Here is a 25,328-nt window from a genome sequence, read left to right on the forward strand (position 1 = left end):
CGGAGCATCCGACATGAACATGCATACCGACCAGGCGAAGCGCATCCTCGCCGCCAACGATCGCGGCGGCTATACCGTGCCGACCGACCGGCTCTACCCGTTCCAGTGGAACTGGGATTCGGCCTTCGTTGCCATGGGCTTTGCGCTCTACGATACCGACCGCGCCTATCGCGAGCTGGAGCGGCTGGTCGAGGGCCAGTGGGCTGATGGAATGATCCCGCATATCGTCTTCCATGCGCCAAGCGATACTTACTTCCCGGGACCGAACGTCTGGCGCACGAGACACGCTATCCCGACCTCCGGCATAACCCAGCCGCCGGTCTTTGCGATTGCGCTGCGCAAGCTGCATGAAGCCGCCGGCAAGGATGGCGAAGCGCGCACCCTGCCCCTCTACGTGGCGGCGCTGAAATGGCATCGCTGGTGGTATTCGGCGCGCGACCCTGAAGGCACGGGGCTCATAGCACTCCTGCATCCCTGGGAAAGCGGCAGCGACAATTCTCCCGCCTGGGACATCGCGCTCGCCCGAGTGCCGACCAATACCGATACGCCTGTGGTGCGCAAGGATACCGGTCATGTCGATGCCGATATGCGCCCGCGCGACGAGGATTACCGCCGCTTCATCCATCTCGTCGATACCTATGCCGCCTGCGGCTGGGATCCGGCGCGGCAATGGGAAAAGGCGGCGTTCAAGGTCGCCGAGATCCAGACGACCGCAATCCTGCTCAAGGCGGGCGAAGATCTGGAACACCTTGCCCGCCTGTTTGGGCGGACCGATGACGCGATCGAGATCGCTGCCTTCAACGACCGCAGCCGCAAGGCGATAATGGCCCAGTGGCGGCCGGAGCTTGTCCGCTTCGTCTCGCGCGACCTGATCTCCGGCGAAGATGTCGAAGCCGCCACGCAAGCCGGCTTCATCCCCCTCCTCTCGCTGGACCTCGACAAGCAGGTTGCGGACGCCCTGGTCTCCGAAATGAAGGCCTGGTCCAAGGATCTCAAGGTTGCCTTCCCCACGACCAAACCCGGCATCGCCAGTTGGGAGCCGAAGCGCTACTGGCGCGGCCCCGCCTGGGCGATCATCAATTGGCTGCTGATCGACGGCCTTAAGCGCAATCGCTACGCGGATGTCGCCGAAGAGCTGCGGCAATCCACCATCGCAGCGATCGAAACGGAAGGTTTCGCCGAATATTTCGACCCGGTCACCGGCCAGGGCTGCGGTGGCCTCGGCTTTTCCTGGACGGCTGCCGCCTATCTATGGCTTGAGCGAGGCGTCGTCCTCGCCTGAGCGTAGAGCCGCGCCCAACTAAGCCGTTTCTACGATTGGCTTAACCCCTCCAGGTGTAAAGTGTATGATTTAATCATACACTTTGTTAGGAGATAACCGAGGACACACACTATGCGTACAACCCAACCCCTCACCATCACCCTTCCATTGGAAATGGCGCAGATGGTGAAGGCCAAAGTCAGCTCCGGCGAATATGCGACCGAGAGCGAAGTCATCCGCGACGGCCTGCGCACCTTGGCCGCCCGCGACGCCGCCGTTGAGAAATGGCTGCGAGACGAGGTCGTGCCTACCTATGACGAGACGAAAGCCCACCCCGAGCGCGGCCTTTCTGCCGAGGACGTCGGCCGGCGGCTCGATGCCCGTATGGCCGCTCACGCCAAGAAATAGCGCAGGGCATGAACTACAACGTCATTTGCGCCCAAGGCGAGCGACGACCTCGAAAGCTTGCACCCGAACCTTCATCCAACTGCGATTGAAGTTTCAGCGGCTCAGGACCTCTCCCTAATCCGGCTGCCACGGCTGCATGGTGAGCACATTGCCGCCCAGCTTGGCGAAGGCGCGCTGGCGGCAGGAGAAGACGAGGATCTGCTGGTCGCGCGATTGGCGGTGCAGCGCATCGAACATCCGCTCGATTCGGTCGTCGTCGGAATAAACAAGCGCATCGTCGAGGATGACAGGCGCCGGCCGGCCATCGCGGGCAAGCAGCCGGGCGAATGCGAGGCGGGTCAGCACCGAGAGCTGCTCCCGCATGCCGCCGCTCAGCCGGTCGACATCTTCGTCCAGACCGTTGCGGCGCACGATCTGCGGCAGCAAGGTGTCGCCGTCGAAGGTGATCGAGATGTCGTCGAACAGCAGGCCGAGCAGCGGGGCTAGTTCGCTCATGACCGGCTTGAGATAGAGGTCACGCGCCGCCGCGCGCGTCGCCGTCAGCGCCTTGCGCAAGCGATCGAGCACGCCGACCTCCGTCTCGAAACGCTTCACCTGTTCGCGCGCCGCTGCCAGAAAATCGCGCGTTTCCGACCAGTTTTCTTCCAGCGCACTGTCCGAACGGGTGCGGATCTGACCGCCGAGATCAGCAAGCTCTTCGCGGAGCCTGGCAATTTCGCGGCCTGCGGCGTCGGCGACCGAGCGCGCCCTGGCAAGGGCGGCCTCTGCGCCTGCGAGGTCCCGCCCTGTCCTGCGCAAAGGCGCGGCCCGAAGTTCGACAGCATCGACCTGCTCTCTGGCGCTGGAAAGTTTTATGGCGAGGTCCTGCTGCAATTCAGTTCGGCCGGACTCGGGGCCGATGACCGCTTCGATGGCCTCGAGTTCCTGGCCAAGCCTGGCGTGCTCGGTCTGCGCGCGCAATATGGCCTCGCCGGCTTCCGTGCGCATCATTGACGCCTCCCGCGCCCGGTTGCGCGCCAGTTCGATGCGCCGTGTCGCATCCGCGAGACCGGCACGCACCTCTTCCGGGTTGGCGTCGAGTTCGACCGCACCCTGGCTGAGTTCGGCAAAGCGTGCGGCGTCGAGGTGAAGTGCGTCAATGCCATTCGGGGCGAGATCGGCGAGCCGCTGGCGCGCCCGCACCAGTTCCTCCTGCTTGTTCCGCGCGGCAATTTCGCGCTGCCGCGCCGCCCGCAGACTGTCGATACCGAGCTTGGCAAGCAATGTTTGGCGCATGGCTTCCGCGGTCTCCAGCGCCCCATTGTGATCGGCCTGCCGGTTGGAATGGATGGTCAGGGTGCCGACGCCTGCTATGTCGAGCCTCGCCATCCCGGCAAAGCTCTTATCCTCGCCCCCAATCAAAGGCTGGCGGTCCATGCTCACCAATCCGGAGACGTCCTTCAGGTAATCGATCCGGAGCGTGGGAAGGCCGACTTCGGCGGCTGCGCGCAAGCCGACGATCTTGATGTCCAGCGCTTCAAGCCGTTCGATGGCATCGGCTGGAATGGCGAGCAATGCATGCGCCGCATCCCCATCCTCGATCTGCTGGCGCGCGGCTTCCGCCTGTTCGAGACGCAGGCGGACCTCGGCCAAGCGCTCTGCGGCGTGGCGTGAACGTAGCGCTGCCTCGATCCGCGCGAGAAGTTCGCGGTTTACCCGCTCCTCCTCTTCGGCCGCCTGAACCTCCGCCGTTGCAGCCTCGCTTTCAACAAGCGATACCGTGCGTCGCTCGGCTGCATTTGCAAGGTCCTTTTCCGCCAAGGCGAAACGCCGCGCGAGTTCGCCGCTGCGGTTCAATGCTGCGTGGAAGCGGTCGAATGCCTGCTGCGCGTCGTCGCGGCGGCTGGCGGCCAAGGCAGCCTCGGCATCGAGCGCTTTGAGTTCCCTGTCATGCAGTTTAGCAGCTCCGAGCGCCGACTCGGCATTGGCAATCGCGGTCTTCCGGCCGGCCTCCTCATCAGAGTTTTCCAGTTCGCTGAGTCTCGCCTGCACTGAGCGGCGGCGATCGAGCGCGCCGTGCAGCATCTCCACCTCCTTGGCCAGCCGCGCCTCCTCCGCCTGCAGCCGGTCACGCTCCTCGAGCGCGGCGGCAAAGCGGCCTCCGGTCTTTGGCCGGAGCGTCGCGGTGACCAGGCGATTGAGTTCATCCTCGCAGGCTTCGAGCACCGCCGACATGCGCCGTCCGCCCGTCAGCGCCTCCACCTCTCCCTGCACCGAAGTCAGCAGGCTTTCTCGGACCCGCTTGTCGTTCTCTTCCTCGCTCTTGCTACGATTTTCGATGCCGGTGATGCCCTGGCGCACCCAGAGCAGGCCTGCCGGGCCGGCAGTTCCGCCGGAAATGAGATCGCCGATGAAAGCCTCGGCCTCGTCTGCCTGGGCGACGATCCGGCCGCTGCCGAGATCGGTGACGCTGGCGCGCCGTCCGCTATGGAACTGCTTGGTCAGGCGGTAGCGGCCGGCTTCGATCGTGATGTCGGCCTCGACGATCGGATTGCCGCCGCTATAGGGGCGCAGCATCTGCACGCTCTTTGGATTACCGCTGTGCGGCTGGAAGAACAGAGCATGCAGCGCCTCAAAACAGGTCGATTTGCCATGTTCGTTGGCGGCGCTCAGCACATTGACGCCGTCGGCGATTCCTTCGACGGATATGCCGCGGCCGGCGAAGCGTTTGACATTGTGAAGGCGAAGAGCGTTAAGTTTCATCGATCAATCGCCTCGCAATAGGAAAACAGGCGGATCAATGCCTCGCGCGCCACGCCCCTGTCATCGCCGGAGCGGGATTGGTCGAGGCTTTCGGAAAGCAGCAATTCCGCAGCATCGCGCAACGCGCCGGCTCGGTCGATGGTCTCGAGATCATCGCTCTCACAGTCGGTCCCCAGAAGGTCGGTATCGATCTCCAGATGCGCAAATTCCGGCGCGACCTGCTCCAGCAGGCTGATCATTGCCGTCCGCCCGTTCAACCGGGCACGGCCGGACAGCGCGACGCGCAACAGGGTTTGTCGCCGCGCGAACGGTTCCGGCAGCGCGGCCTTCAGCGCTTCAACACCGTCTTCCGATGCCAGCAGCGGAAGCTGTAATGTCTGCCAGGAAAAGCTGGCGGTCGTCACCGCTGTCGTCGTCGGCATCGCTCCCTGCCCGGCAATGGAAACGACCATCGCCTGCCCCGGCCGGTCATGCTTGAAACGGTCGGGCTCGGGAGCGCCGCTGTAATATGTTCTGGCGTCCACCGCTACCGATCCGTGCCAATCGCCGAGAGCCATATAATCGAGGCCGGCCAGCGCCGCGCGGTTCGGCGCAATCACGTTGGTGGCCGTGGCATCCTCCGAGAATTCCTGGATTGGGCCATGGGCGAGGCCGATGCGGATAGAGCCATCAGGTGTGGCAGCACCCGTCATCCATTCGGTCAGGTCGCGGCCCGGCCTCCTGGTCGTGCAAGGCGCCGGCAGCAGGATGACACCAGGTTCAAGCGGAAGGGGCGCCGCCTCCGTCGCCAGGATGACATTGTCGGGCACCACGCCGCGCGCCGCACTCCAGAGTTGGTCCGCCAGCAGCGAATCGTGATTGCCCGGAAGCAGCACCCAGCGCAGCGAAGCATTCCGGGCCATCTCACCAAGCGCTTGCCGAAGCACGGCCGGCGTCGGCGTCTCGGTATCGAAGGTGTCGCCGGCGAGCAGGATGACATCCGTCCCATGCTCTCGTGCCGCGCTGGCAAGCCTGGCGATGACACCATGCCGCGCCTCGCGCAGGCGCCCTCTCAAATCCTCCGGAAGATTGCCAAATCGCTTGCCAATATGAAGGTCCGAACTGTGCAGGAAGGAAAACATTAATCAGCCATGTTTGCGATGCGCCGCGAGCTTTCGAGCATGGCCAAGGACCTCTCGTCCACAGTTTCATGATTCCGTTGTTCCGAGGCAGACCATGCCTCCCGGCTATGGGCGAGGCAAGTCCATCCTGGCCGAGCAAGCAGTTATCCAATGTTTGTCTAATTTTGGGCGGTGCACGACACCCATCCCGTAGCCCTACAAGAATTAGGCAGACGCGGTGACCCGCCACGCGGCGAAGGCATCGTCTATTATCCAAGGGTTTTACCTGCCGATGGAAATCGAACGGTTGATCCCATGATCGCCGCCCCTAAGTCACCTGGTTGAATACCACCATCTTGTCGTCGGCCATTTCTTCCATCGTCCAGGGAATGCCGCCGACGCCGTATCCTGACTGTCTGCGTCCGGCGAAAGGCATCCAATCGGTGCGGAACGCGGTGTGGTCGTTGACGAGAACGGCCGATGCATCCAAATGTTTTGCCGCCCTGAGAGCAATCGCTATGTCGGCGGAAAAGACGCTCGCCTGGAAGGCATAGGGCAGCGAGTTGGCAATGCCGATCGCTTCGTCGAGGTCGCGGTAGCCGTAGACGCAGGTCAGCGGTCCAAAGACCTCGAGCATGGATACTTTCGCTTCAGTAGGCGGGTCCAGCAAAACCGAAGGCAGAAGTGTCGTCTCGGACATCCGACCGCCGCCGATCTGCCTGGTTCCGGCGTCCGTCGCCTCCTTGATCCAGGCGGCGACGCGGTCTGCCTCGCGTGGCAGGATGAGCGGCCCTACCTCGGTTTGCATAAGCGTGGGATCGCCGACATGCAGAGCTGCCACCCTGGCAGCGAGAGCCTCGGTGAAGGAAGCCAGAATATCTTCATGCACGAAGAGACGCTGGGCCGACACGCAGACTTGCCCGGCGTGATAATAGCCACCTTTGACAATGGTGCCGACGATCGCATCGACATTGGCGCTGCGGTCGACGATGACGGGTGCCGCTCCACCGTGCTCAAGCGCGCATCGGGTCCCCGGCGGCAGCTTGCCCTTGAGGTACCAGCCGACCTTGGCGGAACCGATGAAGCTCAAAAACGCGACGCGGCGATCGGTTGCAAAGGCTTCGGCAAGCGCGTTGTCCTCGGTGATGAGGGTCTGGCACCAGCGCTCATCGAGACCTGCCTCCCAGAACAGCTTGACGATCTCGATGCAGGAAATCGGCGTCGTTGCCGCCGGCTTCACGATAACCGGGCAGCCGACCGTGATCGCCGGCGCGATCTGGTGGATGATGAGATTGAGCGGATGGTTGAAGGCCGAGATCGCCGCCACGACGCCGATCGGCTCCTTGGTGGTGAAAGCCCATCTGTTGGCGCTGGCCGCAGTCAGCCCCATGGGGATTTCCTTGCCGCCGAAATTGCGCAGCTCGTCCGCCGCATTGAGGAGGCCGTCGATCCCGCGCGTCACCTCGATGATCGCATCCGTCAGCGGCTTGCCGCCTTCACGGGCGATCATCATCGCAAAACGATCGCGGTTCTCCTCCAAAAGCGCCGACGCCTTTCTGAGGACCGCCATCCGCTGATGCGCGGGCAGCCAGCCGTCGCGATCGGCGAAGGCGTTGGCGGCGATCTGAAGCTTGCGTTCGAGTGCGGCCGCGTCATCGGCCGGCAGCTCTGCAATCGGTTCGCGGTCGAACGCCTGGTAGACCGTCATGGCAAGCGGCATCTCAGGCCTCCAATATCTGGGGGAGCCGTTCACGAAGCTCCTTCACCAGCACGCGTTCGTTCTCCGAATAGTCGACAGGAACGTTCACCAGATGGACGCCGCCTCCGGCGAACGCCTCTTCGAGAACCTGTTTGAACTGGCCGATATCGTCGACCCTGGTTCCCTTGGCGCCGTAGGATTCGGCATATTTCACGAAGTCGGGATTGCCGAAAGTCATCCCGAAATCCGGGAACTCGTCCACCGCCTGCTTCCAGCGGATCATGCCATAGGCATTGTCCTCGATCACGAGGACAACGAGATTGAGTTTCAGCCGGACGGCGGTCTCGAGTTCCTGGGAATTCATCATGAAGCCGCCGTCACCGCAGATCGCCATGACGCGCCGCTCCGGGTAGAGCATCGAGGCAACCATCGCAGACGGCAGCCCGGCTCCCATCGTCGCAAGAGCGTTGTCGAGCAGCAGCGTGTTCGCCATCCGCGTCCGGTAGTTTCGCGCGAACCAAATCTTGTACATGCCGTTGTCGAGCGCCAGGATGCCGTCATGCGGCATCACCTCTCTTATATCGTGAACCAGCCGCTGTGGCGTGAAGCGATCCTCCGTCGCCCGCGCGGCGATACGCTCGAGAATGCGCTCGCGCAGATGAAGAAGCGCTTGCGCGTTTGGTAGCTTGCCCTCGAGGCGATCGGCCAGCGCCTTCAGAGAGGGGCCGATGTCGCCGATGACTTCGGATTGCGGGAAATAGACCTGCTCGACGGTCGCCGGCTGATATCCGATATGGACGACCTTCGGGCCGCTCTTGCCCATGATGAACGGCGGCTTCTCGATGGTATCATGGCCGATCGTGATGATCAGGTCGGCCTGTTCGATGGCCTCATGGACATAATCCCGCTCCGACAGCGCGGCGGTGCCCATATAAAGCTCGGTTCCGCCGGGAACCGTTCCCTTCCCCATCTGGGTGGTAAAGAACGGAATGCGCGTACGGATCACAAACTGCGCAATATCCGATGTCGAGCGTGGACGAGAGGCGGCGGCCCCGAACATCAGAAGCGGACGTTTGGCTGCGGCAATGAGTGCAGCGGCGCGGTCGAGAGCCGCGTCGCTTGCCGTCGGCAATTCGAGCTGATGCGGCGCAATCAGCGCCACCTCCTGGCATTCCTCGGCCGCGATATCTTCCGGAAGCTCGAGATGGACCGGACCCGGCCTTTCCTCCTGGGCTATGCGGAACGCCTCCCTGACCGTCGTCGGGATCATCTGCGGCGACACGATCTGCCTTGCGAGCTTGGTCAGCGGCTTCATCGACGCGACGACGTCGACCACCTGGAAACGTGCCTGGCGGGACGAGAGGATCCCCTTCTGACCGGTGATCATCACCATCGGCATCGCACCGAGCAAGGCATATGCGGCACCCGTCGAGAGGTTGAGGGCACCCGGCCCGAGCGTCGTCAGGCAGACGCCGGGCTTTCCAGTCAGGCGGCCATAGGTCGCGGCCATGAATGCCGCCGCCTGTTCATGCCGGGTGAGCACGAGCTCAATCGACGACTTGCGGATGGATTCGACGACGTCGAGGTTCTCTTCGCCGGGAATGCCGAAAATGCGGTCGACACCTTCGTTTTCAAGCGCTGCCACTAGAAGATCGGAGCCTTTGGTCATGGATGTGTGCCCGTGCTGTTTGGTTTGAGACTTCCAGAAAGGAAGGTCCTTCGAAGATATGTTCTTTTCCGGGGCTGTCCATGCGTTCGGCGGCTTCAGCCGCAGTTCCAGCTTGATCTCGGACCGTGACGGGTGCTTGCGCCGTCATCGAGCGCTGGCTGATATGGACGTTCCCGAGCGCTCCCTGAGGAGGAAGCTCGCCGGAGCACTGCGGGCATTTGGAGCCAGCGCTCAGTCGAAAAATACGACTTGGTCTTCACCTGCGAATTTGAAGTTGCCTTAAGACCAAGAACAAAATTGAAGATATTTGCGCCGCCGGCCTCGCGCGTGAAGCTGAGATAGGAGCCGAATCGTTCGGATTCAACGTTTTGAAGGTTTCGGATCGAGGCAAGAGTATCCTCGAAATCACGCCAGCACGCCTGCTTCACGATGATCTCGAAAATGCGAAGGGTGGCCGGGGAGAGACGTCCCTGGGCGTCGGTCGTCGGCCCGATGATCTTGGCGCGGATCTCAAGAATATCGCCCATTTCATCTCCACGAACCTTAACGAAGGTCGAGCTGAGTGGACGCACCTCGTCGCGTTCGTAGATCCGCTGAAAATAACACTCAAAGCTGCGATTGCGCATCGATGCGGCTTTCCATTCGCTCATATCGACGCCGGCTTCTCGAAGAGCAGCGCAAAAGTTCGACCCCGAGACGCGCCACATCCGCAGAAACTGACTTGCCAACTCCAGCTTCGGGACCTCGATCAGCTGCAGCGGTATCGGCGTCGACGGGAGGGGAGAAGGAGCCGCTGGATCAGGGCGGGCGGCGATGCGAGATGATCGGGCAGCCTTATTGACAGTTCGATTTTCGAAGGGGCCGACCGGATCTTCGAGGTGATGGATTTCACGGTAAAAAACGACGGTGCCTGCAAGAAGCAAAATTAATATCAAAAGCCCTGGCCAAAGCAGGGACCAGCGGTTCCTCGGCATTGAGAAATTCCGGTGCCAAGGCGGGCTGTCTCGAGGAGGATCGACTGCTGATGGCACTTTATCCACGGCGCGACCTCACAAGCAAACAGGAGCGGCTGTGAGTTCGAGCTCAATCACTCTTGATCCTATTTGCGACCAACCGGTGTCGGTCGGCGCGTTGACCAATCAGCTCTGCTGACGACTCCCCCTGAGATGAGCAACGGATGCGAAAAACGGTACAGTCTGTCCGACTCACCTTCGACGCTGCAAGTGTGAAGTCGCGTGAGTGGAGCGTCAAGCATCAACCCCAGTGGATGGCGCTCGTCCCCTAATATTCACGTGGCGGCTTTGCAATGTCGGCAGCAACGTCGAGCGTTTCACAAGAAGCAACGCAGGGGTTAGTCTGCGAGCAGACGCAGCCTTAGACAATGCTTTGAAGCAATGGTGTCATGCGGTCATATGACGCGCTTGGCGCCAGGCCTGATAACGCTCCAGGGTCTCCTTGTTGGGCGGGTATACGCCCAAGGTCGATTTGCCTGATTCGATTTCCAGCTTGAGAAACTCTTCCTGCTCCTCCATCGCGACGGCTTCTTCGGCAATGTCGTCGACATATTCCCGCGGAATAACGATCACCGCTTCGCTGTCGCCGAAGATGATGTCATCGGGGTAAACGGCAACGCCGCCGCAGGCGATTGGCTGGTTCATGTCCGAGGCGTGGTGGGCAACCAGGTTCGCCGGCGCTGCCGGTCCCATGCAGTAGGTCGGGAGGCCCAACTGCGCGATATCGGCCGTATCGCGGACGCCGCCGTCGAGCACAAGACCGACGGCGCCACGATAGACGAGACGACGGGCGAGCATGGCGCCAATGCCGGCGACTTCCGCCAAGGAGCGGCAATCCAAGACGAGAACATGGCCGTCGGGGATCGTATCGATGGCCTTGCGCTGTTGATTGGATGGATCCGAACTGTAAGTCGAACCGTCGATATCTTCGCGCGCGGGGATGTAGCGTACGGTGACGGCTGGGCCGATCATCGGCCTGCCGGCGCTCGCCAGCGGCCGCACGCCTCGAACCGCGGTGTTCTTCAGGCCACGCTTCAGCAACAGAGTGCTGAGACTTGCAGAATTCGTCCGCAAAAGCTTTTCGTAAACTGATGGGTCCAAAGCAGTCATGAGATCCTCCATTGTCCGGTGGAAGCTCTAGCATAACGCGAAAATAGTTCAATAGAGAATTTTATGTTTCTTATTTGGATAAAGGCTGTTTGCCATTAATCGCCTTTGTCAAGATGGCGGCACCCTCCACAACCTCGCGCTTGATTGCGCGCGCCCTGTCCGGGGTGGCTTCACCGATAAACGGGACGCTGATCGTTGCCACAAGTCGACCCTCGGAATCGAAGACAGGCGCGGCAAAGGCCCGGAGGCCAAGGTTGGATTCCTGGTTGTCCTCAGCGCATCCATTGCGCCGAATTTCAACGAGTGCTTCCTTTAGCGCCTCCGGATCGGTAATCGTATATGGCGTCTTTCCCTCCAGTCCGACGCTGCAATAGGCCTCGATGTCACCGTAGTCTGAATAGGCAAGCGCGAGCTTGCCGGCGGCGCCGACATGTTTAGGCGAGCGACTGCCGACCTTGATGAAGAGCGAATAATCGCCGGGACTGGAGGCTGCAAATATCGTCATCATCTCGTTGCCTTCGGGGGCGGCCAGCCTGAAGGATTCGAAAATGCGGTCAGCCGCAGCCGTCAGGATCGGCCTTGCCGCCTCGATCACCGTTGCCCTGTCGGCGCCAGGCGAGATGCGGCGCGCAAGCTCGACGAATTTTGGCCCCAGCTCGTAGGACGCTCCACCATTCACCCGCGCCACAAGCCCATGCGCGGCCAATGAATTGAGGATCCGGTAGACGGTCGAACGCGGAACTCCAAGCTGATCAACCAGCGAGGCCAGGGAAATTCCCGTCCTCGCATCGGCGACTGCCTCGAGCAGGTGGGCGGTCTTTTCGACGATGGGTGAGCCATGCTTTGGTTCAATCATGAACTTAGAATTCCATATGAGAATTATAATATTGACATCGCCGGACCGAGCGAGCATGCTTGGCGGCGTAAGTGTCACATTTGACACTACGCGCTTGGCGGAGGAAGTAAAGCCATTTGGATAACCGCTGCGGCGGTGCTCAACCGGGTGGTTTTCACAAGACGGCACTGCGATGGACAGGATGCCGCTCGTTTGGTCTGGAGGAGGGATTTCATGAAGAAGATGAAGGCAATTGGTGCGCTGAGCATCGGACTGGCATTTCTGCTGGGTCCGGGCAGCGCAATTCGCGCCGACGCTGCCTCGGATAAGCTGACGGTCGTGGTGACCGACGAACCGAAGTCGCTCGATCCCTGTGACACCGACCTTTCGGGCAATTCTCGCATTCTGCACAACAACATCACCGAAGCGCTGGTCAATCTGAGCCCGGCCGACGGATCGGTCGTCCCGAGCCTTGCCGCCAGCTGGCGGCAAGTGGACGAGCTGACCTGGGAATTCAAGCTCCGCGACGACGTCACCTTCCACGACGGCAAGGCGTTTGATGCCAGTGCAGTCGTTGCCGCTCTCAAGCGGGCGCAGGATCCGGCACTGGCCTGCGAAGTCGGACTTGCGACGCTGAAGGGCGTCAAGTTCAATGCAGAAGCGGTGAACCCCACCACCCTCCTCATCAAAACGGATATCGTCGAGCCGATCCTGCCGAACAAGATGTCCGCCGTGGACATCGGTTCGCCGGCGACCCCGAACGACGGCAAGTCGCGCTCCCCGGCCGGAACCGGACCTTACAAGCTTGCAGCGTGGACGCCCGGGCAATCGGTCGACCTCGTGGCCTATGACGGCTATTGGGGCGACAAGCCGGCGATCAAGAACGCAACCATCATCTGGCGCGCCGAATCCGCTGTTCGCGCGGCAATGGTCGCCACCGGTGAAGCGCAGATCGCCTATGAAATAGCACCCCAGGACGGCACGACGGAACAGGATCATGCCTTCCCGAACGCCGAAACCTCGCTGCTGAGGATCGACGCAGAAATTGCGCCACTCAACGACAAACGCGTGCGTGAAGCCCTTAATCTTGCGATCGACCGGGACGGACTTGTCGGCACCATCTTCCACCAGGATGCCCAAAAGGCGATGCAGGCGGTGCCGCCGTCCGTCTTCGGCTTCAATCCCGACATCCCCGTCTGGACGTATGATCCCGAAAAAGCGAAGTCCCTGCTCGCCGCGGCGAAAGCCGATGGCGTGCCGGTTGACAAGGAAATCGTCATCTACGGCCGCATCGGCATCTATCCCAATTCGTCCGAAAGCCTGGAAGCCATTCAGGCGATGCTCGCGGATGCAGGTTTCAATGCCCGGCTCGAAATGCTTGAAACAAGCCCGTGGCTGAAGAAGCTTCTTAAGCCCTGGGACAAGGAACGTCAGCCGTCGATCCTGCAGACGCAGATCGACAACACCGAAGGCGACGCCGTATTCACGCTGCCGAACCGTTTTACCACCGACGGCAACCAGTCGACCATCGCCGATGCTAAACTCGACACATTGATTACCGACGCGTCGAAGGCAACCGGCGACGAACGCAAGAAACTGTTCGAGGAGGCCTTCAGCTACATCGCCGTCGATGCGGTCAATATCGTGCCGCTGTTCCACATGGTCACGATTGCCCGCGTCGCCGAGAACGTCACCTACACGCCCGATGTGCAGGCCGGCAACGAGATCAAGCTTAAATCGATCAGCTACCGCTGACGGCGCAGACTGGTTGCCGAACGTCCCTTGAGGAGAGCGGATGTCCTTCACCTACTTCCTGAAACGTGCGGCCTTTGCGGCACTCGCCCTTGCAGCATTGATGACATCCGCCTTCTTCCTCGTGCGGTTGACGGGCGATCCCGTCAATCTCTACCTGCCCGTCGATGCCTCGGATGCCGCCCGCGAAGCCATGCGCGTCCGTCTCGGCCTCGATCGTTCCCTCCCGTGGCAATTCCTCGATTGGGCCGGGGATATGCTGAGCCTCGATTTCGGCACGTCGCTTTGGCACAACCGCCCGGCCATGGACGTTGTCCTGGAGGCGCTGCCGAACACGCTGGCGCTCGGTGCCATTGCCTTGACCCTGGCCTTCATCGCCGCCGTCATCATCGGATCGATTGCCGCTGTCAATGCCGGCGGTTGGATCGACCGGGCCATCAACGTGCTGTCGCAGGCAGCGGCCAGCGTGCCGGATTTCTGGCTCGGGCTGATGGGCGTTCTGCTATTTGCCGTCACCTTGCGCATTCTGCCGACATCGGGTTTCGGCGGTCCGATCTATTGGATCCTGCCGGTTGCCTGTCTTTTTGCCAGACCGTTCGGGACGCTGGTGCAGATCGTCCGCGGCTCGATGATCGAAGCACTGAACGCGACATTTGTCCGGACTGCGCGGGCCAAGGGCGCGCGCGGCGGCCGGGTTACCTTCGTGCATGCGCTGCGCAATGCCCTCCTGCCCGCGGTGACCGTGACCGGTGACCTCGCCGCCCAGTTCGCCGGCGGCGGTGGCGTCGTCGAGGTTGTTTTCGGGTTTCCCGGCATCGGCAAGCTGCTGATCGACGGCATCCTGAAGCGCGATTTCGCGATCGTCCAGGCATCGATCTTCGCGGTCGCCGTCGTTATCTTCGTCATCAATATCCTGGTCGATATGCTCTATGCATCGATCGATCCGCGTGTGAGGGTCGAATGACCAGCACCTCCGCCGACGTCCTCCCTGCCCGCGAGCGCCGAAGCCGCCGCATCTTGTGGTTCATGCGTGCGCTCGCGGGTGACCCTATGGCGGTCGCAGCGACAATTTGGCTGCTGATCGTCGTCCTTGCCATTCTTGCGGATGCATCATCGCTGCTGGGCGAAAACCGCATTTCGCTAAAGGCGCGCAACCTGCCGCCCTTCGACTTCGGCCAGTCCTGGACGTTGTGGCTGGGCGCCGACGCTCTCGGGCGTCCGCTCCTCGTTCGCCTCATCCAGGCGGCATCGACGACGATCGGCATAGCGCTGGTGACCGTTCTGACGAGCCTGATCGGCGGAACGCTGCTCGGCGTGATCGCCGGTTACTTCGGTGGCATCATCGGCAACCTTGTCATGCGGATCTGCGACATCATTCTGGGTTTCCCGACGCTGCTGGTGGCGCTCTTCGGGCTCTACCTGTTCGGCCCGAGCGTCGGTAACCTCATCATCGTGCTCGCCGTTACCCGCATGCCGGCCTATATCCGCGTCGCAAGAGCTGAAACTCTGGAGGTGCGGGAGAGGCTTTTCGTTGATGCGGCGCGCGCCTTCGGCGGCGGGGCTGTCTGGATATTGCGCAATCACATTCTCCCAAGCGTCGCTCCGACAATGCTGACGCTCGCCTCGGTCAATCTCGCCATGGTCATGCTGTTCGAATCCGGGCTGAGCTATCTCGGCCTCGGCATCCAGCCACCTGCGGTGAGCTGGGGCCTGATGGTGGCGCAGGGCCAGGGATATCTGTCATCCGCCTGGTGGCTGGGCTTTTTTCCCGGTCTGGCTGTGATGCTCACGACCATGTCCTTCAATCTCCTCGCCAACTGGTTCCGGATCGTCAATGACCCGTCGCAGCACTGGCGACTTGTCAGCCGGAGGCGCTGATGGCTCTTCTCGAAGTCAAGGACTTGCAGGTCAGTTTCGATACGGCAGCCGGCCGCATCCTGGCGCTCAACGGCGTCTCCTTCTCGCTCGAGCGTGGAGAGGTTCTGGCGCTGCTCGGCGAAAGCGGCTCCGGCAAGTCGGTGACCGCATCGGCCATCATGGATCTCGTTCCCAACCCGCCGGGCGAAATCAATCAAGGATCGATCCGTTTCGACGGTGTCGAGCTGTTGCAGCTCTCGCGAAACGAGCGGCGCGATCTCTGCGGCGATCGGATCGCCCTGATCTTTCAGGATGCGCTCGCAGCGCTCAACCCGGTCTATTCCGTGGGTTGGCAGATCGCCGAAATGTTCCACATCCACGGCCGTACTCCGGAAGGTGGTGTCGAAAAAGCCGTGATCGACCTTTTGACGGCCATCGGCATTCCCGACCCTGAAAGCCGCGCCAGACAATATCCGCATGAGTTTTCGGGCGGCATGCGCCAACGCATCATGATCGCCATGGCCGTGGCACTGGAACCGGATGTCATCATCGCAGACGAGCCGACGACGGCGCTCGACGTGACGATCCAGGCGCAGGTGGTTGATCTTCTGGAGACTATCAGCAAACGCAGCGATGCCGGCATGATCTTCATTACCCATGATCTCGGCGTCGTCGCCGAACTCGCCGATCGCGTTGCCGTCATGTATGCCGGCCGCGTCGTCGAAACCGCAAGCGTCTTCGAACTGTTCGAAGATGCCCGCCATCCCTACAGCGTCGGATTGCTTGCCTCGCAGCCGCGCATGGACACGGATGAAGACGAATTGGTGCCGATCCCCGGCTCCGCGCCCAATCCTGTCGCCCTGCCTTCCGGCTGCGCATTCAGAACGCGCTGTCCACGCGCCGAAGGGCTCTGTGCCGAGGTCGTCCCCTCTCTTGAAACCGTAGGGCCGGGCCGCCAGGCCGCCTGCCACTTCCCGGTATCACCAGTATGATCGAACCTCTGCTCAAGGTCCAAAACCTCTCCCGGCACTTCGGTAGCTCCTCTGCACCGGTGCGCGCCGTCGACGATGTCAGCTTCGAGATTGCCAGTGGAGAGACGCTCGGCCTCGTCGGCGAAAGCGGTTGCGGCAAAACCTCGCTGGTTCGGACGCTCTTGAAGCTTGGACCGGCAACAAGCGGCAGCGCTTTGCTTGACGGTGTGGACATTACGACAGCCGGTGGCCGGCGGCTGCATGAATTGCGCCGCAAGATGCAGGTCGTTTTCCAGGACCCCTACCAGTCGCTCAATCCCCGCATGCGGGTCGACCGGCTGATTTCCGAACCCTGGGCGTTGCACCCCGGGGTCGTGCCCAAGAGCAACTGGCGTGAAGAGACGGTCAAGCTGCTCGAATCCGTCGGGCTGCGCGCCGAGCATGCGGAGCGTTATCCCGCGGAATTCTCAGGCGGCCAGCGGCAGCGCCTTGGCATTGCCCGCGCTCTCGCGCTCAATCCGACACTTCTTGTCTGCGACGAGCCTGTCTCGGCCCTCGACGTCTCGGTGCAGGCGCAAGTGATCAACCTGCTGGCCGGATTGAGGCGCGAGCGCAATCTGGCGATGCTGTTTGTCGCGCATGATCTCGCCGTTGTGCGGCATGTCTCGGACCGTGTGATGGTCATGTATCTCGGCAAGATCATCGAAACGGGGCCAAAGCAATCGATCTTCAGCGCTGCGGCCCATCCCTACACGCAGGCACTGATGTCGGCGGTCCCGACACCGGATCCGAGGCGTCGTGCGCAGCGCGAGCGTATCGTTCTGCAGGGAGATCTGCCGAGCCCCGCAAATCCGCCCAGCGGATGCCGTTTTCGAACGCGTTGCTGGAAAGCGACGTCGATCTGTGCAGAACAGGAGCCTGCCCTGACCACGCGAACGGCGGCCCCAGGTCTTCTGACCGCCTGTCATCACGCCGATCCGGAAATCGCCAACACAGCGCCTGAATTGGACACTGCATGGGTCCCTCGCCTTGAAGGGAACTGAAGCCAGGCCCATTATGCCAAGGTGATCGCAAAGCTGCGCAACCGTTGCGCCGGTCAGCGACGATTATTTTCCGTTCGTGTTTCCCGTTTGTTTTGTGGCTGCCTTTAGCCCGCCTTGCTGCAAATCCGCCTCGTCGGCAAGAATGGCGGCGGCTTCATCGAGCAGGACGTCCTTTGCGTTCTTGCGAGCATTCTCGATGGCAATATCAGCGCTCAGGCTGCGCTCGCCTGCCTCCAGACCATCATCTCCACCCGGATCCTCGCCATCGCTCACTTGCGCTCGATCCTTGAACCGTTTCTCTCGAGCCGTCGCTTCTTTGCGACGTTCCGCTTCATTGAGGGAGATAACCCCTTTCTCGCGCTGTGCCTTGAGGTCGGCAAGGTCTTTTAACAAGCGTTGGAAATCCGGATCGCTTCTAACCCGCGCATCATGGCGGCTTTGCAATGTCGGCAGCAACGTCGAGACAGTGTCGGAGGGCGTGTAATTCGCGGGCTTGATCTGCGCCCACGGCAGCGCATTGTCATAACTGGTCTCGCCGAAGCTCGTGGGATCGGTAAGTCCCGGTAAGCTGATATCAGGCGTCACGCCGCGCAGCTGCGTCGTACCGCCGTTGACCCGGAAAAACTGGGCAATCGTCACTTTCAGCTCCCCGAACTCAGGCTTGCTGTTGCGGACGATCTGGTCAAGGTCGACGACGGTCTGAACGGTGCCCTTCCCGAAACTGGGTTCGCCGACGATCACGCCTCGACCATAATCCTGGATGGCCGCGGCAAAAATCTCTGAAGCCGACGCCGAGCCGCGATTGATCAGGACACCCATCGGGCCTGCCCAGACAGGCGCTGCAAGCTCAGCGCTTTTGACCTCGATCTTGCCGTCGCTGCCGCGTTGCTGAACGACCGGTCCATTGCCGATGAAGAGACCGGTCAAATCAATCGCCTCGTCCAATGAACCGCCGCCATTGTTGCGCAGGTCAATCAGAACGCTGTCGACCTTTTCTTCCTTCAGTTCGTCGAGAAGCTTGGCGACATCGCGGCTTGCGCTTTTGTAATCCTGGTCACCTTTGCGCTTGGCTTCAAAATCCTCATAGAATACCGGCAGCGTGATGATCCCGATTTTACGCGTGGCGTCGCCCGCCTTCACGGACAGCACAGTCTTCCTGGCAGCCTGCTTGTCGAGACTGATTTTATCGCGCACCAGGCTGATGACGCGATGCGTGCCATCTGCTCCGGCATCTGCCGGCAGGATATCCAGCCGCACGACGGAGTCTTTTTTTCCGCGTATCATCTGCACGACTTCATCAAGGCGCGTGCCCACCACTTCTTTGATCGCCCCATCCTTGCCTTGACCAACGCCCGTAATGCGGTCTCCGACCGCGAGCTTGCCGGAAAGCTGCGCCGGCCCGCCAGGCACGAGCTCACGGATCGTCGTGTAGTCGTCGCGTTCCTGCAGCACGGCACCGATACCAAACAGCGAAAGCTTCATCGAGACATTGAAGTCGGCTGAAGCGGCCGCGCCGAAATAGTCCGTGTGCGGATCGATCGACGTTGAATAGGCATCCATGAACGACTGGAAAACGTCGTCGCTTTTAAACTTGTAAGCGCGCTCGAGTATGTTCTCATAACGTTTGTCGAGCGTTTCGCGGATGGCCGCGTCGTTTTTGCCGCCGAGTTTCAACCGCAACCAGTCGCTCTTGACGCGCTTGCGCCAAAGCTCATTGCTCTCGGCTTTCGACTGCGACCACGGCGCTTTATCGCGCAGCACCGAATAATTTTCCTGCGTACTGAAATCGAAGTCCTGCTTCAGCAGGCTGCGCGCATAGTTCATGCGGTCGACAACGCGCTGTTCATAGGCGTTGAAAATCGCAAACGGGATCTTCAAGTCCTTCCGTTCTATCGCATCGTCGATCTCGCTGCGATCGGACATGAACTTGTCGATGTCCGCTTGCAGGAAGAGCATGCGGTCCGGATCAAGTGACTTGATGAACTGATCCATGATCCTGGCCGACAAGGCGTCGTCGAGTGGAACGGGCTTGTAGCTATACCGCGAAAGAAATTGTGCGCTCAACTCAGCGGCCTGCGCTTGTCGCTTTAGCGGCGCCAAAACAGGCGGTGATGCGACTTCAGCATATGCGGACTGTGCAATTGCAAGAAATGCACCAAGGAAAACGTAGGCTGTGCGCATTCAGCGTTGATCCAATTCTTGATGCCGAGTGTCGATGTGCGATCTATGTGACGCAATCATGGTTTTTTGGCAACCAAATGGCAAACGACATGGTTTGCAAAGTGGCGGAAACATATCCGCGCGTAGCCGACGCTCAATCCGCCTGCACGTCTTTCCAGGAATCGAATGTCGCAGCTTGACCGCGACGGCATCCGATGCGGTCGACGAGTTCCCAGACGATGGCGTTCTCGATATAGAAACGCCGCCCTGACTTGGCAATGCGAAGTCCGCGGTAGTCGGCGATAAAGCCGTTGGCCGCCACGGTATTCAACAGCCTGTCACGTTCCGCGCGATCGGGTGCCTCCGCCGAAAGGCGCGATGGCAAAGTGATGAACTCGTCCCATGAATATTCAAAACAGGCCTGGGCGGCGCGGTTTGCGTAGATAAAGCGCGGATCGGCGTCGGTATTGTGAGCAAGGACCACCGCCGGCGAGTGGTCATACAGCCATTCGGCACCCTGGCCTTCCGGCGTCAGGCGGCGTCCCACGCTTCGTTCGAAGCTTTCCGCCATCAATGCGTAAAATTCGAGATCGTAAGACAGGTCGAGTCCGGCGTCGTTGTAGTTGGCAATCATGCTGCGCATCCTGGATTGCGGCGAGAGATGTTGAAGTGATGTTCTCGCTACAAAATCCTTTTGCGCTACAGAAAGCGCAAGCTCCAAATGCGACGCGGTCAAGCTGGCGACCGGGACTTCAGGCGTCATCCTGGAGGTAGCGTTCCGCGAGCCTTGCCCACATGGCTGCGCCAACCGTGAGGCTGGCATCGGCGAAATCATATTTGGGACTATGCAGGATGGCGGAATTCATGCCGTTGCCGAGACGCAGGAAGCTGCCCGGCTTGTGCTCGAGAAAGTGTGCGAAATCCTCGCTGCCGGGAATGAGCGGGCAGGTCGCGACCTTGTCTTCGCCGACCAGTTCCGCCGCGACGATCCCGGCAAAATCTGTCTCATCGGGCGTATTGACGACGACAGGATTGCCGCGATCGTAGTTGATCTCGATCGAAGCACCATGACCGTCCGATACCGAGCGGGCGAGCTTGGTGATGCGTTCCTGCAGGAGGTCGCGAATGCCAGGCTCGAAGGAGCGCACGCTCAATGCGAGCTTGGCATACTCAGGAATGACGTTGACGGCATCGCCGGCATGGATCGTGCCAACGGTAATGACCGCCGTCTGGGTCGGGTCGAGGTTGCGCGAGATGATCGTCTGCAGCGAGACGACGAGGTTGCATGCCACGACCACGGGGTCGACGGTCAGGTGCGGCCGCGAGGCATGGCCGCCTTTGCCCTTGATGGTAATCTCGACGGTGTCCGACGCCGCCATCATCGGGCCGGATCGCAGCAGGATGGTGCCTTCCGGAGCGCCGGGATGGTTGTGGAGGCCGAAGATGGCGTCGAACGGGAACCGTTCGAACAGGCCGTCGGCGATCATCGCCTGAGCGCCGCTATTCTTGCTCGCCTCTTCAGCAGGCTGGAAGATCAACGTCACCGTGCCGCTGAAGCGGCGGGTACGGGCCAGATATTCGGCGGCGCCGAGCAGCACGGTCGTGTGGCCGTCATGGCCGCAGGCGTGCATCTTGCCGGGGGTGCCGCTGGCATAGGCAAGTCCGGTTGCCTCGACGATCGGCAGCGCATCCATATCGGCGCGGATGGCGATGCCCTTGCTACCCTTGCCGGCGCTGAGGCGGGCGACAACGCCGTGACCGCCGACATTGCGGGTCACGTCATAACCCCAGCCTTCCAGCTTTTCCGCGACAAAACGCGCTGTTTCCGCTTCCTCGAAGGAGAGTTCCGGATGGGCATGCAGGTGCTGGCGGGTCGCCTTCAGCTCCGCCTCCATGGCTTCGAAATCGGAAAGGCGGGCATAGGCATTGTCGAGCGTGGGCATGAAAACATCCAGTATTGGTCGAAAAGGACGATTGCTCCGGCCCGAGGGTCGAAGCAGCGAGCTGACACCGGTCAGAGAAAACGGGCGAGAAAAGCCTGGGTCCGGGGATGTTGTGGATTGCCGATGACATCCTCGGGCTTGCCCATTTCGACGACATTGCCGCCGTCCATGAACACCACCCGATCGGCCGCCTCACGGGCGAAACCGATCTCGTGGGTCACTACGATCATCGTCAGGCCCTGTTTGGCGAGATCGCGCATGGTGGCCAGCACTTCGCCGACGAGTTCTGGGTCGAGCGCCGAGGTGGGCTCATCGAACAGCATCAGCTTCGGCTTGATCGCCAGGGCGCGGGCGATGGCGACGCGCTGCTGCTGGCCGCCGGAGAGCTGGCGCGGATAGCTACCCGCCTTTTCCGATAGGCCGACCCGCTCCAAAAGCCGCATGGCGTTCTCGGTCGCGGCCTTACGGCTTTCGCCGTGCACGCCGATCGGGGCCTCGACGATGTTCTGCAGCACCGTCATATGCGGATAGAGATTGAATTGCTGGAACACCATGCCAATCTTGCGCCGCTGGCTGGCGATCCCGTTGCTCGACAGCTTTTCCAGCCGGTCCTTGCGGAGACGGTAGCCGATCTGCTCGCCATCGACTTCGATAAACCCCTTATTGATCGCTTCGAGATGGTTGATGCAGCGCAGGAAGGTCGATTTTCCCGACCCGGACGGGCCGAGCACGACGACGACTTCACCCGGCATGACGTCGAGGTCGATCCCCTTCAGCACTTCGAGCTGGTCGAAGGACTTGTGGACGTTGCGGGCTCTGACGAGGGGCTTTGCAATTTCGGCACCGGTCAATGGCTTGCCTCCTCGGTAAGGGTCTCGGATTTGGCGGCAGCGGTGTTGTTGCGCCGTTCGCTGCGGCCGTAATAGGCCTCGATATAGCTCTGGCCGAGATTGAGGATGGAGGTGATAAGCAAGTACCAGAGGACCGCGACCAGCAGCATCGGGACGATCTCGAAGGTGCGATTATAGATCGACTGGACGGAATAGAGCAGATCGGCCATGGCGATGACGCTGACGAGCGAGGTTGCCTTGATCATGCTGATCAGCTGGTTGCCCGTCGGCGGCACGATCGAGCGCATCGCCTGAGGAATGATAATCCGCCACAGCGCCCTCGCCTTGGTCATGCCGAAGGCTTCCGCCGTCTCGAACTGGCCACGATCGACCGAGAGCAGGCCGCCACGAATGATCTCCGCCATGTAGGCCGCTTCGTTCAAGGCCAGGCCGACGATCGCCGCCGTCATCGGCGTAATCACCGAATTGGTCTCCCAGCTGGCGAGCGTCGGGCCGAACGGAATGGTGATCGAAAGTTCGGGAAAGAGGGTCGAGAGGTTGTACCAGAAGATCAGTTGCACCAGGAGCGGCGTGCCGCGAAAGAACCAGATGAACAGCGATGCCAGCGACCGAGCGAGCCGGTCATTCGACAGCCGGGCGATCGCCAGTCCGAGGCCGAGCACGATGCCGATGGCCATCGCGACCACCGTCAGGCCCAGGCTGACGTAAAGGCCGTTGATAACAGTCGGATCGAAGAAATAAGCCGCGACGACAGGCCAGCCGAAATTCTCGTTGTGGGCGACGATCCACAGGAAGTTTGCGGCAATCAGGAGCACTGCCACCCACAAGAGGAGCCGGCCCGTTGGAAAGGGCTTGTGGGCATGGGCAACATCCCGGAAGTCCGCACCGCCAGACGGCGATGCGGCAGTCGTGCGGTCATTGCTCATTTCGGCAGGGCTCCACCAAGATTGAGACCGGGCTGCTTGATCATGTTGTTCTCAAGACCCCACTTTTTCATGATGGCGGCATAGGCGCCGTTATCCATCAACGCCTTGATCGAGTCGAGCAGAACGGGGCCGAGCGGCGAGCCCTTCGGCACCACGGCGCCCTGATAGAGGTCGTCGAAGCCATTCTTCTGGCCGACGCCGCTCAATTCCAACTGGCCGTTTGCCTGAGACACGAAATAGGTCAAGGGTGCCTGCGAGGAGAAGAAGGCGTCGGCGCGTTTGGAGCGGACCGCCAGGATAGAGCTCGGCTGGTCGGTATAGGACTGCACTTCGACCGCAGGCTTGCCGTCCGTCTTGCACTTTTCGACCTGGGCCTGGATCACCTTTTCGGCGGAGCCGCCGGCCATGACAGCAATGCGATTGCCGCAGGCGCTGTCGAGCGAACCGATGGCCTTCGGATTGCCCTTCTGGACGGAGAAGACCACGTATTCCTGAACCCAGTCGACGAAATCATTGGCCTCTTCACGGGTTTTGAAGTCACCGATCGGGCCGAAGGCGAACTGGTATCGGCCGGAATTGATGCCGGCGAGCAATGCGGTCAGTCCACTGACGGTTTCGTGCTCGATCTCGACGCCGAGCATCTGGCCGATCGCATCGGTCAGGTCGGCGCTGGCGCCGGTCAATTTCGTGCCGGTGACGATTTCATAGGGCGGAAAGGAACCGTTGTTGACGGAGATCATCTTGCCGTCCGTGCGGATCTTCTCCGGCAGGCGGGCGCGAAGCGCGTCGTTGACGGTCTGTTTTGGTATGGCCGTTTCCTCAGCGAAGACCGAAGTCGTCATCATCAGACCCAGCAGGGCGGCGGAAGCGATCAGTTTCGAGTGCATGTCATTCCCCTTTTTTTGGTTTGCGAAAATCGTGATTCAACGATGAGGCCTGCGAAGAGTTTCCCCAGGCCTTGTTCATCGCGCCTTGGCGTGCCACGGAAACAACTCGGCGGGCGTCAAAAGGCGCGGCATGACTTTCTGTTCGTAAAGTTCTTCGGCAAAATCGGCGATCATTGCCTCGTTCTCGGCAAGCCCGCTGATGTTCCAGTTCGGCGGCAGGTCGGCCGCGCAGCGGCGCAGTTCGTCGATCATCCAGGGCGTGGTGTCGGCGTATTTCTCACGCTTTTCCAGCCACAGACGCTGGGACTCGTCGATCAGCTCGCTGAGTTCATCCATGATCCAGGGATTCTCCCTGACGATATCAGCCTTGAAGCCGATCAGATGCATGCCCGGGATATAGCCAACCTCGTGGAAGTAGGTGACCTCAGCGGCGCGGAAATCATCCAGCACCTGGCGGAGCGGCGATTCCTGATCGAAGAAACCCTTCGGCATGAAAGGCGTGAACACGGCATCGAGCCCGCCATCCAGCAGCAGATCGACCATCGGACGCTCGCCGGGAGCAGCCTCGATACGGCCGGGCCGTCCAAAACCATCGAGCCGGTCGGCGATCGGATGAGCTTCCGTCAGGCGCCCGGCATACCACATGGCATCCTCGACGCCGACGCCTTCCCGGCGCAACGCGGCACGGGTCCAGGTGTTTCCGGAATCGCGCCAGCCGGTCACGCCGATGTTCTTGCCGGCCAGATCGGAGAGCTTGCAGATCGGACTATCCTTGGTGGTGATGATGCAGCGATGGCGGAAGCCGCGCATGATGAAGTTCGGCATGCCCAGAACCCGATCATCGCCATCATGACGCATCTGCGAATAGCGGCTGAAGGACATTTCCGCGGCGTCATGCGCCGCATCATCGGCGAGGCTGGAGACCAGCGTGCCGACGCGATCCACTTTGATATCGAGGCGGGAAGAACTGACATCTCCGAGGACGAGCGGTGTCATGTAATCCCAGTCCCGGAGGGCGATGCGAAGCGTCACAGGCATGCAAAAACTCACAAAATTGCTCGACGAGCGGCAAATTAAATGTTCAAAATGCATAGTACAAAT

Annotated in this window: 21 protein-coding genes; 7 read left to right on the forward strand and 14 right to left on the reverse strand. The window is 61.1% G+C overall.

Going from position 1 to position 25,328, the window contains the following annotated elements; translation table 11 throughout:
• Positions 1 to 13 precede the first annotated feature (13 nt).
• Positions 14 to 1,282, forward strand: a complete 1,269-nt coding sequence (locus tag AC244Q_RS24995; protein WP_003562415.1) for an MGH1-like glycoside hydrolase domain-containing protein — start codon at positions 14 to 16, stop codon at positions 1,280 to 1,282.
• A gap of 111 nt (positions 1,283 to 1,393) precedes the next feature.
• On the forward strand, positions 1,394 to 1,669 hold the full coding sequence (locus tag AC244Q_RS25000) for a ribbon-helix-helix domain-containing protein (protein ID WP_017996155.1): 276 nt from the start codon (positions 1,394 to 1,396) through the stop codon (positions 1,667 to 1,669).
• Positions 1,670 to 1,783: 114 nt separating this feature from the next.
• Here AC244Q_RS25000 and AC244Q_RS25005 read toward each other — a convergent pair whose 3' ends face one another.
• The 7 genes from AC244Q_RS25005 to AC244Q_RS25035 all read right to left on the reverse strand — a co-directional run bounded on the left by AC244Q_RS25005 (position 1,784) and on the right by AC244Q_RS25035 (position 11,858).
• On the reverse strand, positions 1,784 to 4,411 hold the full coding sequence (locus AC244Q_RS25005) for an AAA family ATPase (RefSeq protein ID WP_128406677.1): 2,628 nt from the start codon (positions 4,409 to 4,411) through the stop codon (positions 1,784 to 1,786).
• On the reverse strand, positions 4,408 to 5,532 hold the full coding sequence (locus tag AC244Q_RS25010; protein WP_017996153.1) for a metallophosphoesterase family protein: 1,125 nt from the start codon (positions 5,530 to 5,532) through the stop codon (positions 4,408 to 4,410). The genes AC244Q_RS25005 and AC244Q_RS25010 overlap by 4 nt, the downstream gene beginning before the upstream one ends.
• 307 nt (positions 5,533 to 5,839) lie before the next feature.
• Complete coding sequence (locus tag AC244Q_RS25015) at positions 5,840 to 7,231, reverse strand: aldehyde dehydrogenase family protein (protein ID WP_128406676.1); 1,392 nt, start codon at positions 7,229 to 7,231, stop codon at positions 5,840 to 5,842.
• A gap of 1 nt (position 7,232) precedes the next feature.
• Positions 7,233 to 8,879 carry an acetolactate synthase large subunit gene (locus tag AC244Q_RS25020; RefSeq protein ID WP_003562409.1) on the reverse strand — a complete coding sequence of 549 codons (1,647 nt, stop codon included), beginning with the start codon at positions 8,877 to 8,879 and terminating at the stop codon, positions 7,233 to 7,235.
• A 95-nt stretch (positions 8,880 to 8,974) separates the two neighbouring features.
• Complete coding sequence (locus AC244Q_RS25025) at positions 8,975 to 9,853, reverse strand: DUF6030 family protein (protein WP_128406675.1); 879 nt, start codon at positions 9,851 to 9,853, stop codon at positions 8,975 to 8,977.
• Between the two features lie 426 nt (positions 9,854 to 10,279).
• Entirely contained in the window at positions 10,280 to 11,002 is a 723-nt protein-coding gene (locus AC244Q_RS25030; RefSeq protein ID WP_128406674.1) for a ribonuclease activity regulator RraA, read from the reverse strand.
• 70 nt (positions 11,003 to 11,072) lie between these two features.
• Positions 11,073 to 11,858: an IclR family transcriptional regulator gene (locus AC244Q_RS25035; protein ID WP_128406673.1), complete on the reverse strand. Its 786-nt coding sequence runs from the start codon at positions 11,856 to 11,858 to the stop codon at positions 11,073 to 11,075.
• Positions 11,859 to 12,071: 213 nt separating this feature from the next.
• Here AC244Q_RS25035 and AC244Q_RS25040 point away from each other — a divergent pair, with 213 nt between their 5' ends.
• From AC244Q_RS25040 to AC244Q_RS25060, 5 genes are read left to right on the forward strand one after another with little or no spacing between them, the layout of a single operon-like run.
• Positions 12,072 to 13,592 (forward strand): ABC transporter substrate-binding protein, encoded by a 1,521-nt coding sequence (locus tag AC244Q_RS25040; RefSeq protein WP_128406672.1) that lies wholly within the window; start codon positions 12,072 to 12,074, stop codon positions 13,590 to 13,592.
• Positions 13,593 to 13,632: 40 nt separating this feature from the next.
• Positions 13,633 to 14,553, forward strand: a complete 921-nt coding sequence (locus AC244Q_RS25045; RefSeq protein ID WP_003562404.1) for an ABC transporter permease — start codon at positions 13,633 to 13,635, stop codon at positions 14,551 to 14,553.
• Positions 14,550 to 15,467, forward strand: coding sequence for an ABC transporter permease (locus AC244Q_RS25050; RefSeq protein ID WP_012755695.1), 918 nt, complete (start codon positions 14,550 to 14,552; stop codon positions 15,465 to 15,467). The genes AC244Q_RS25045 and AC244Q_RS25050 overlap by 4 nt, the downstream gene beginning before the upstream one ends.
• On the forward strand, positions 15,467 to 16,438 hold the full coding sequence (locus tag AC244Q_RS25055) for an ABC transporter ATP-binding protein (RefSeq protein WP_128406671.1): 972 nt from the start codon (positions 15,467 to 15,469) through the stop codon (positions 16,436 to 16,438). Before AC244Q_RS25050 ends, AC244Q_RS25055 begins: the two co-directional genes overlap by 1 nt.
• Positions 16,435 to 17,460 carry an ABC transporter ATP-binding protein gene (locus tag AC244Q_RS25060; RefSeq protein ID WP_128406670.1) on the forward strand — a complete coding sequence of 342 codons (1,026 nt, stop codon included), beginning with the start codon at positions 16,435 to 16,437 and terminating at the stop codon, positions 17,458 to 17,460. The genes AC244Q_RS25055 and AC244Q_RS25060 overlap by 4 nt, the downstream gene beginning before the upstream one ends.
• A gap of 63 nt (positions 17,461 to 17,523) precedes the next feature.
• Here the strand turns inward: AC244Q_RS25060 and AC244Q_RS25065 are convergent, their stop codons facing one another.
• The 7 genes from AC244Q_RS25065 to AC244Q_RS25095 form a co-directional block, all read right to left on the reverse strand.
• Positions 17,524 to 19,641 (reverse strand): carboxy terminal-processing peptidase, encoded by a 2,118-nt coding sequence (locus AC244Q_RS25065; protein ID WP_128406669.1) that lies wholly within the window; start codon positions 19,639 to 19,641, stop codon positions 17,524 to 17,526.
• Between the two features lie 133 nt (positions 19,642 to 19,774).
• Positions 19,775 to 20,254, reverse strand: coding sequence for an MEKHLA domain-containing protein (locus AC244Q_RS25070; protein ID WP_003562398.1), 480 nt, complete (start codon positions 20,252 to 20,254; stop codon positions 19,775 to 19,777).
• Between the two features lie 118 nt (positions 20,255 to 20,372).
• Entirely contained in the window at positions 20,373 to 21,563 is a 1,191-nt protein-coding gene (locus AC244Q_RS25075; RefSeq protein ID WP_128406668.1) for a M20 aminoacylase family protein, read from the reverse strand.
• 71 nt (positions 21,564 to 21,634) lie between these two features.
• Positions 21,635 to 22,414: an amino acid ABC transporter ATP-binding protein gene (locus AC244Q_RS25080; RefSeq protein ID WP_017996144.1), complete on the reverse strand. Its 780-nt coding sequence runs from the start codon at positions 22,412 to 22,414 to the stop codon at positions 21,635 to 21,637.
• Positions 22,411 to 23,340 carry an amino acid ABC transporter permease gene (locus AC244Q_RS25085; RefSeq protein ID WP_017996143.1) on the reverse strand — a complete coding sequence of 310 codons (930 nt, stop codon included), beginning with the start codon at positions 23,338 to 23,340 and terminating at the stop codon, positions 22,411 to 22,413. The genes AC244Q_RS25080 and AC244Q_RS25085 overlap by 4 nt, the downstream gene beginning before the upstream one ends.
• On the reverse strand, positions 23,337 to 24,227 hold the full coding sequence (locus AC244Q_RS25090; protein WP_128406667.1) for an ABC transporter substrate-binding protein: 891 nt from the start codon (positions 24,225 to 24,227) through the stop codon (positions 23,337 to 23,339). The genes AC244Q_RS25085 and AC244Q_RS25090 overlap by 4 nt, the downstream gene beginning before the upstream one ends.
• A gap of 75 nt (positions 24,228 to 24,302) precedes the next feature.
• Complete coding sequence (locus tag AC244Q_RS25095) at positions 24,303 to 25,265, reverse strand: substrate-binding domain-containing protein (protein WP_017996141.1); 963 nt, start codon at positions 25,263 to 25,265, stop codon at positions 24,303 to 24,305.
• Positions 25,266 to 25,328 lie beyond the last annotated feature (63 nt).

The sequence above is a fragment of the Rhizobium sp. CB2179 genome, from assembly GCF_057653455.1.

Coding starts and splice junctions, on each gene's coding strand:
- AC244Q_RS24995 (WP_003562415.1), top strand. CDS start 14: ATGAACATGCATACCGACCAGGCGAAGCGCATCCTCGCCGCCAACGAT.
- AC244Q_RS25000 (WP_017996155.1), top strand. CDS start 1,394: ATGCGTACAACCCAACCCCTCACCATCACCCTTCCATTGGAAATGGCG.
- AC244Q_RS25005 (WP_128406677.1), bottom strand. CDS start 4,411: ATGAAACTTAACGCTCTTCGCCTTCACAATGTCAAACGCTTCGCCGGC.
- AC244Q_RS25010 (WP_017996153.1), bottom strand. CDS start 5,532: ATGTTTTCCTTCCTGCACAGTTCGGACCTTCATATTGGCAAGCGATTT.
- AC244Q_RS25015 (WP_128406676.1), bottom strand. CDS start 7,231: ATGCCGCTTGCCATGACGGTCTACCAGGCGTTCGACCGCGAACCGATT.
- AC244Q_RS25020 (WP_003562409.1), bottom strand. CDS start 8,879: ATGACCAAAGGCTCCGATCTTCTAGTGGCAGCGCTTGAAAACGAAGGT.
- AC244Q_RS25025 (WP_128406675.1), bottom strand. CDS start 9,853: ATGCCGAGGAACCGCTGGTCCCTGCTTTGGCCAGGGCTTTTGATATTA.
- AC244Q_RS25030 (WP_128406674.1), bottom strand. CDS start 11,002: ATGACTGCTTTGGACCCATCAGTTTACGAAAAGCTTTTGCGGACGAAT.
- AC244Q_RS25035 (WP_128406673.1), bottom strand. CDS start 11,858: ATGATTGAACCAAAGCATGGCTCACCCATCGTCGAAAAGACCGCCCAC.
- AC244Q_RS25040 (WP_128406672.1), top strand. CDS start 12,072: ATGAAGAAGATGAAGGCAATTGGTGCGCTGAGCATCGGACTGGCATTT.
- AC244Q_RS25045 (WP_003562404.1), top strand. CDS start 13,633: ATGTCCTTCACCTACTTCCTGAAACGTGCGGCCTTTGCGGCACTCGCC.
- AC244Q_RS25050 (WP_012755695.1), top strand. CDS start 14,550: ATGACCAGCACCTCCGCCGACGTCCTCCCTGCCCGCGAGCGCCGAAGC.
- AC244Q_RS25055 (WP_128406671.1), top strand. CDS start 15,467: ATGGCTCTTCTCGAAGTCAAGGACTTGCAGGTCAGTTTCGATACGGCA.
- AC244Q_RS25060 (WP_128406670.1), top strand. CDS start 16,435: ATGATCGAACCTCTGCTCAAGGTCCAAAACCTCTCCCGGCACTTCGGT.
- AC244Q_RS25065 (WP_128406669.1), bottom strand. CDS start 19,641: ATGCGCACAGCCTACGTTTTCCTTGGTGCATTTCTTGCAATTGCACAG.
- AC244Q_RS25070 (WP_003562398.1), bottom strand. CDS start 20,254: ATGATTGCCAACTACAACGACGCCGGACTCGACCTGTCTTACGATCTC.
- AC244Q_RS25075 (WP_128406668.1), bottom strand. CDS start 21,563: ATGCCCACGCTCGACAATGCCTATGCCCGCCTTTCCGATTTCGAAGCC.
- AC244Q_RS25085 (WP_017996143.1), bottom strand. CDS start 23,340: ATGAGCAATGACCGCACGACTGCCGCATCGCCGTCTGGCGGTGCGGAC.
- AC244Q_RS25090 (WP_128406667.1), bottom strand. CDS start 24,227: ATGCACTCGAAACTGATCGCTTCCGCCGCCCTGCTGGGTCTGATGATG.
- AC244Q_RS25095 (WP_017996141.1), bottom strand. CDS start 25,265: ATGCCTGTGACGCTTCGCATCGCCCTCCGGGACTGGGATTACATGACA.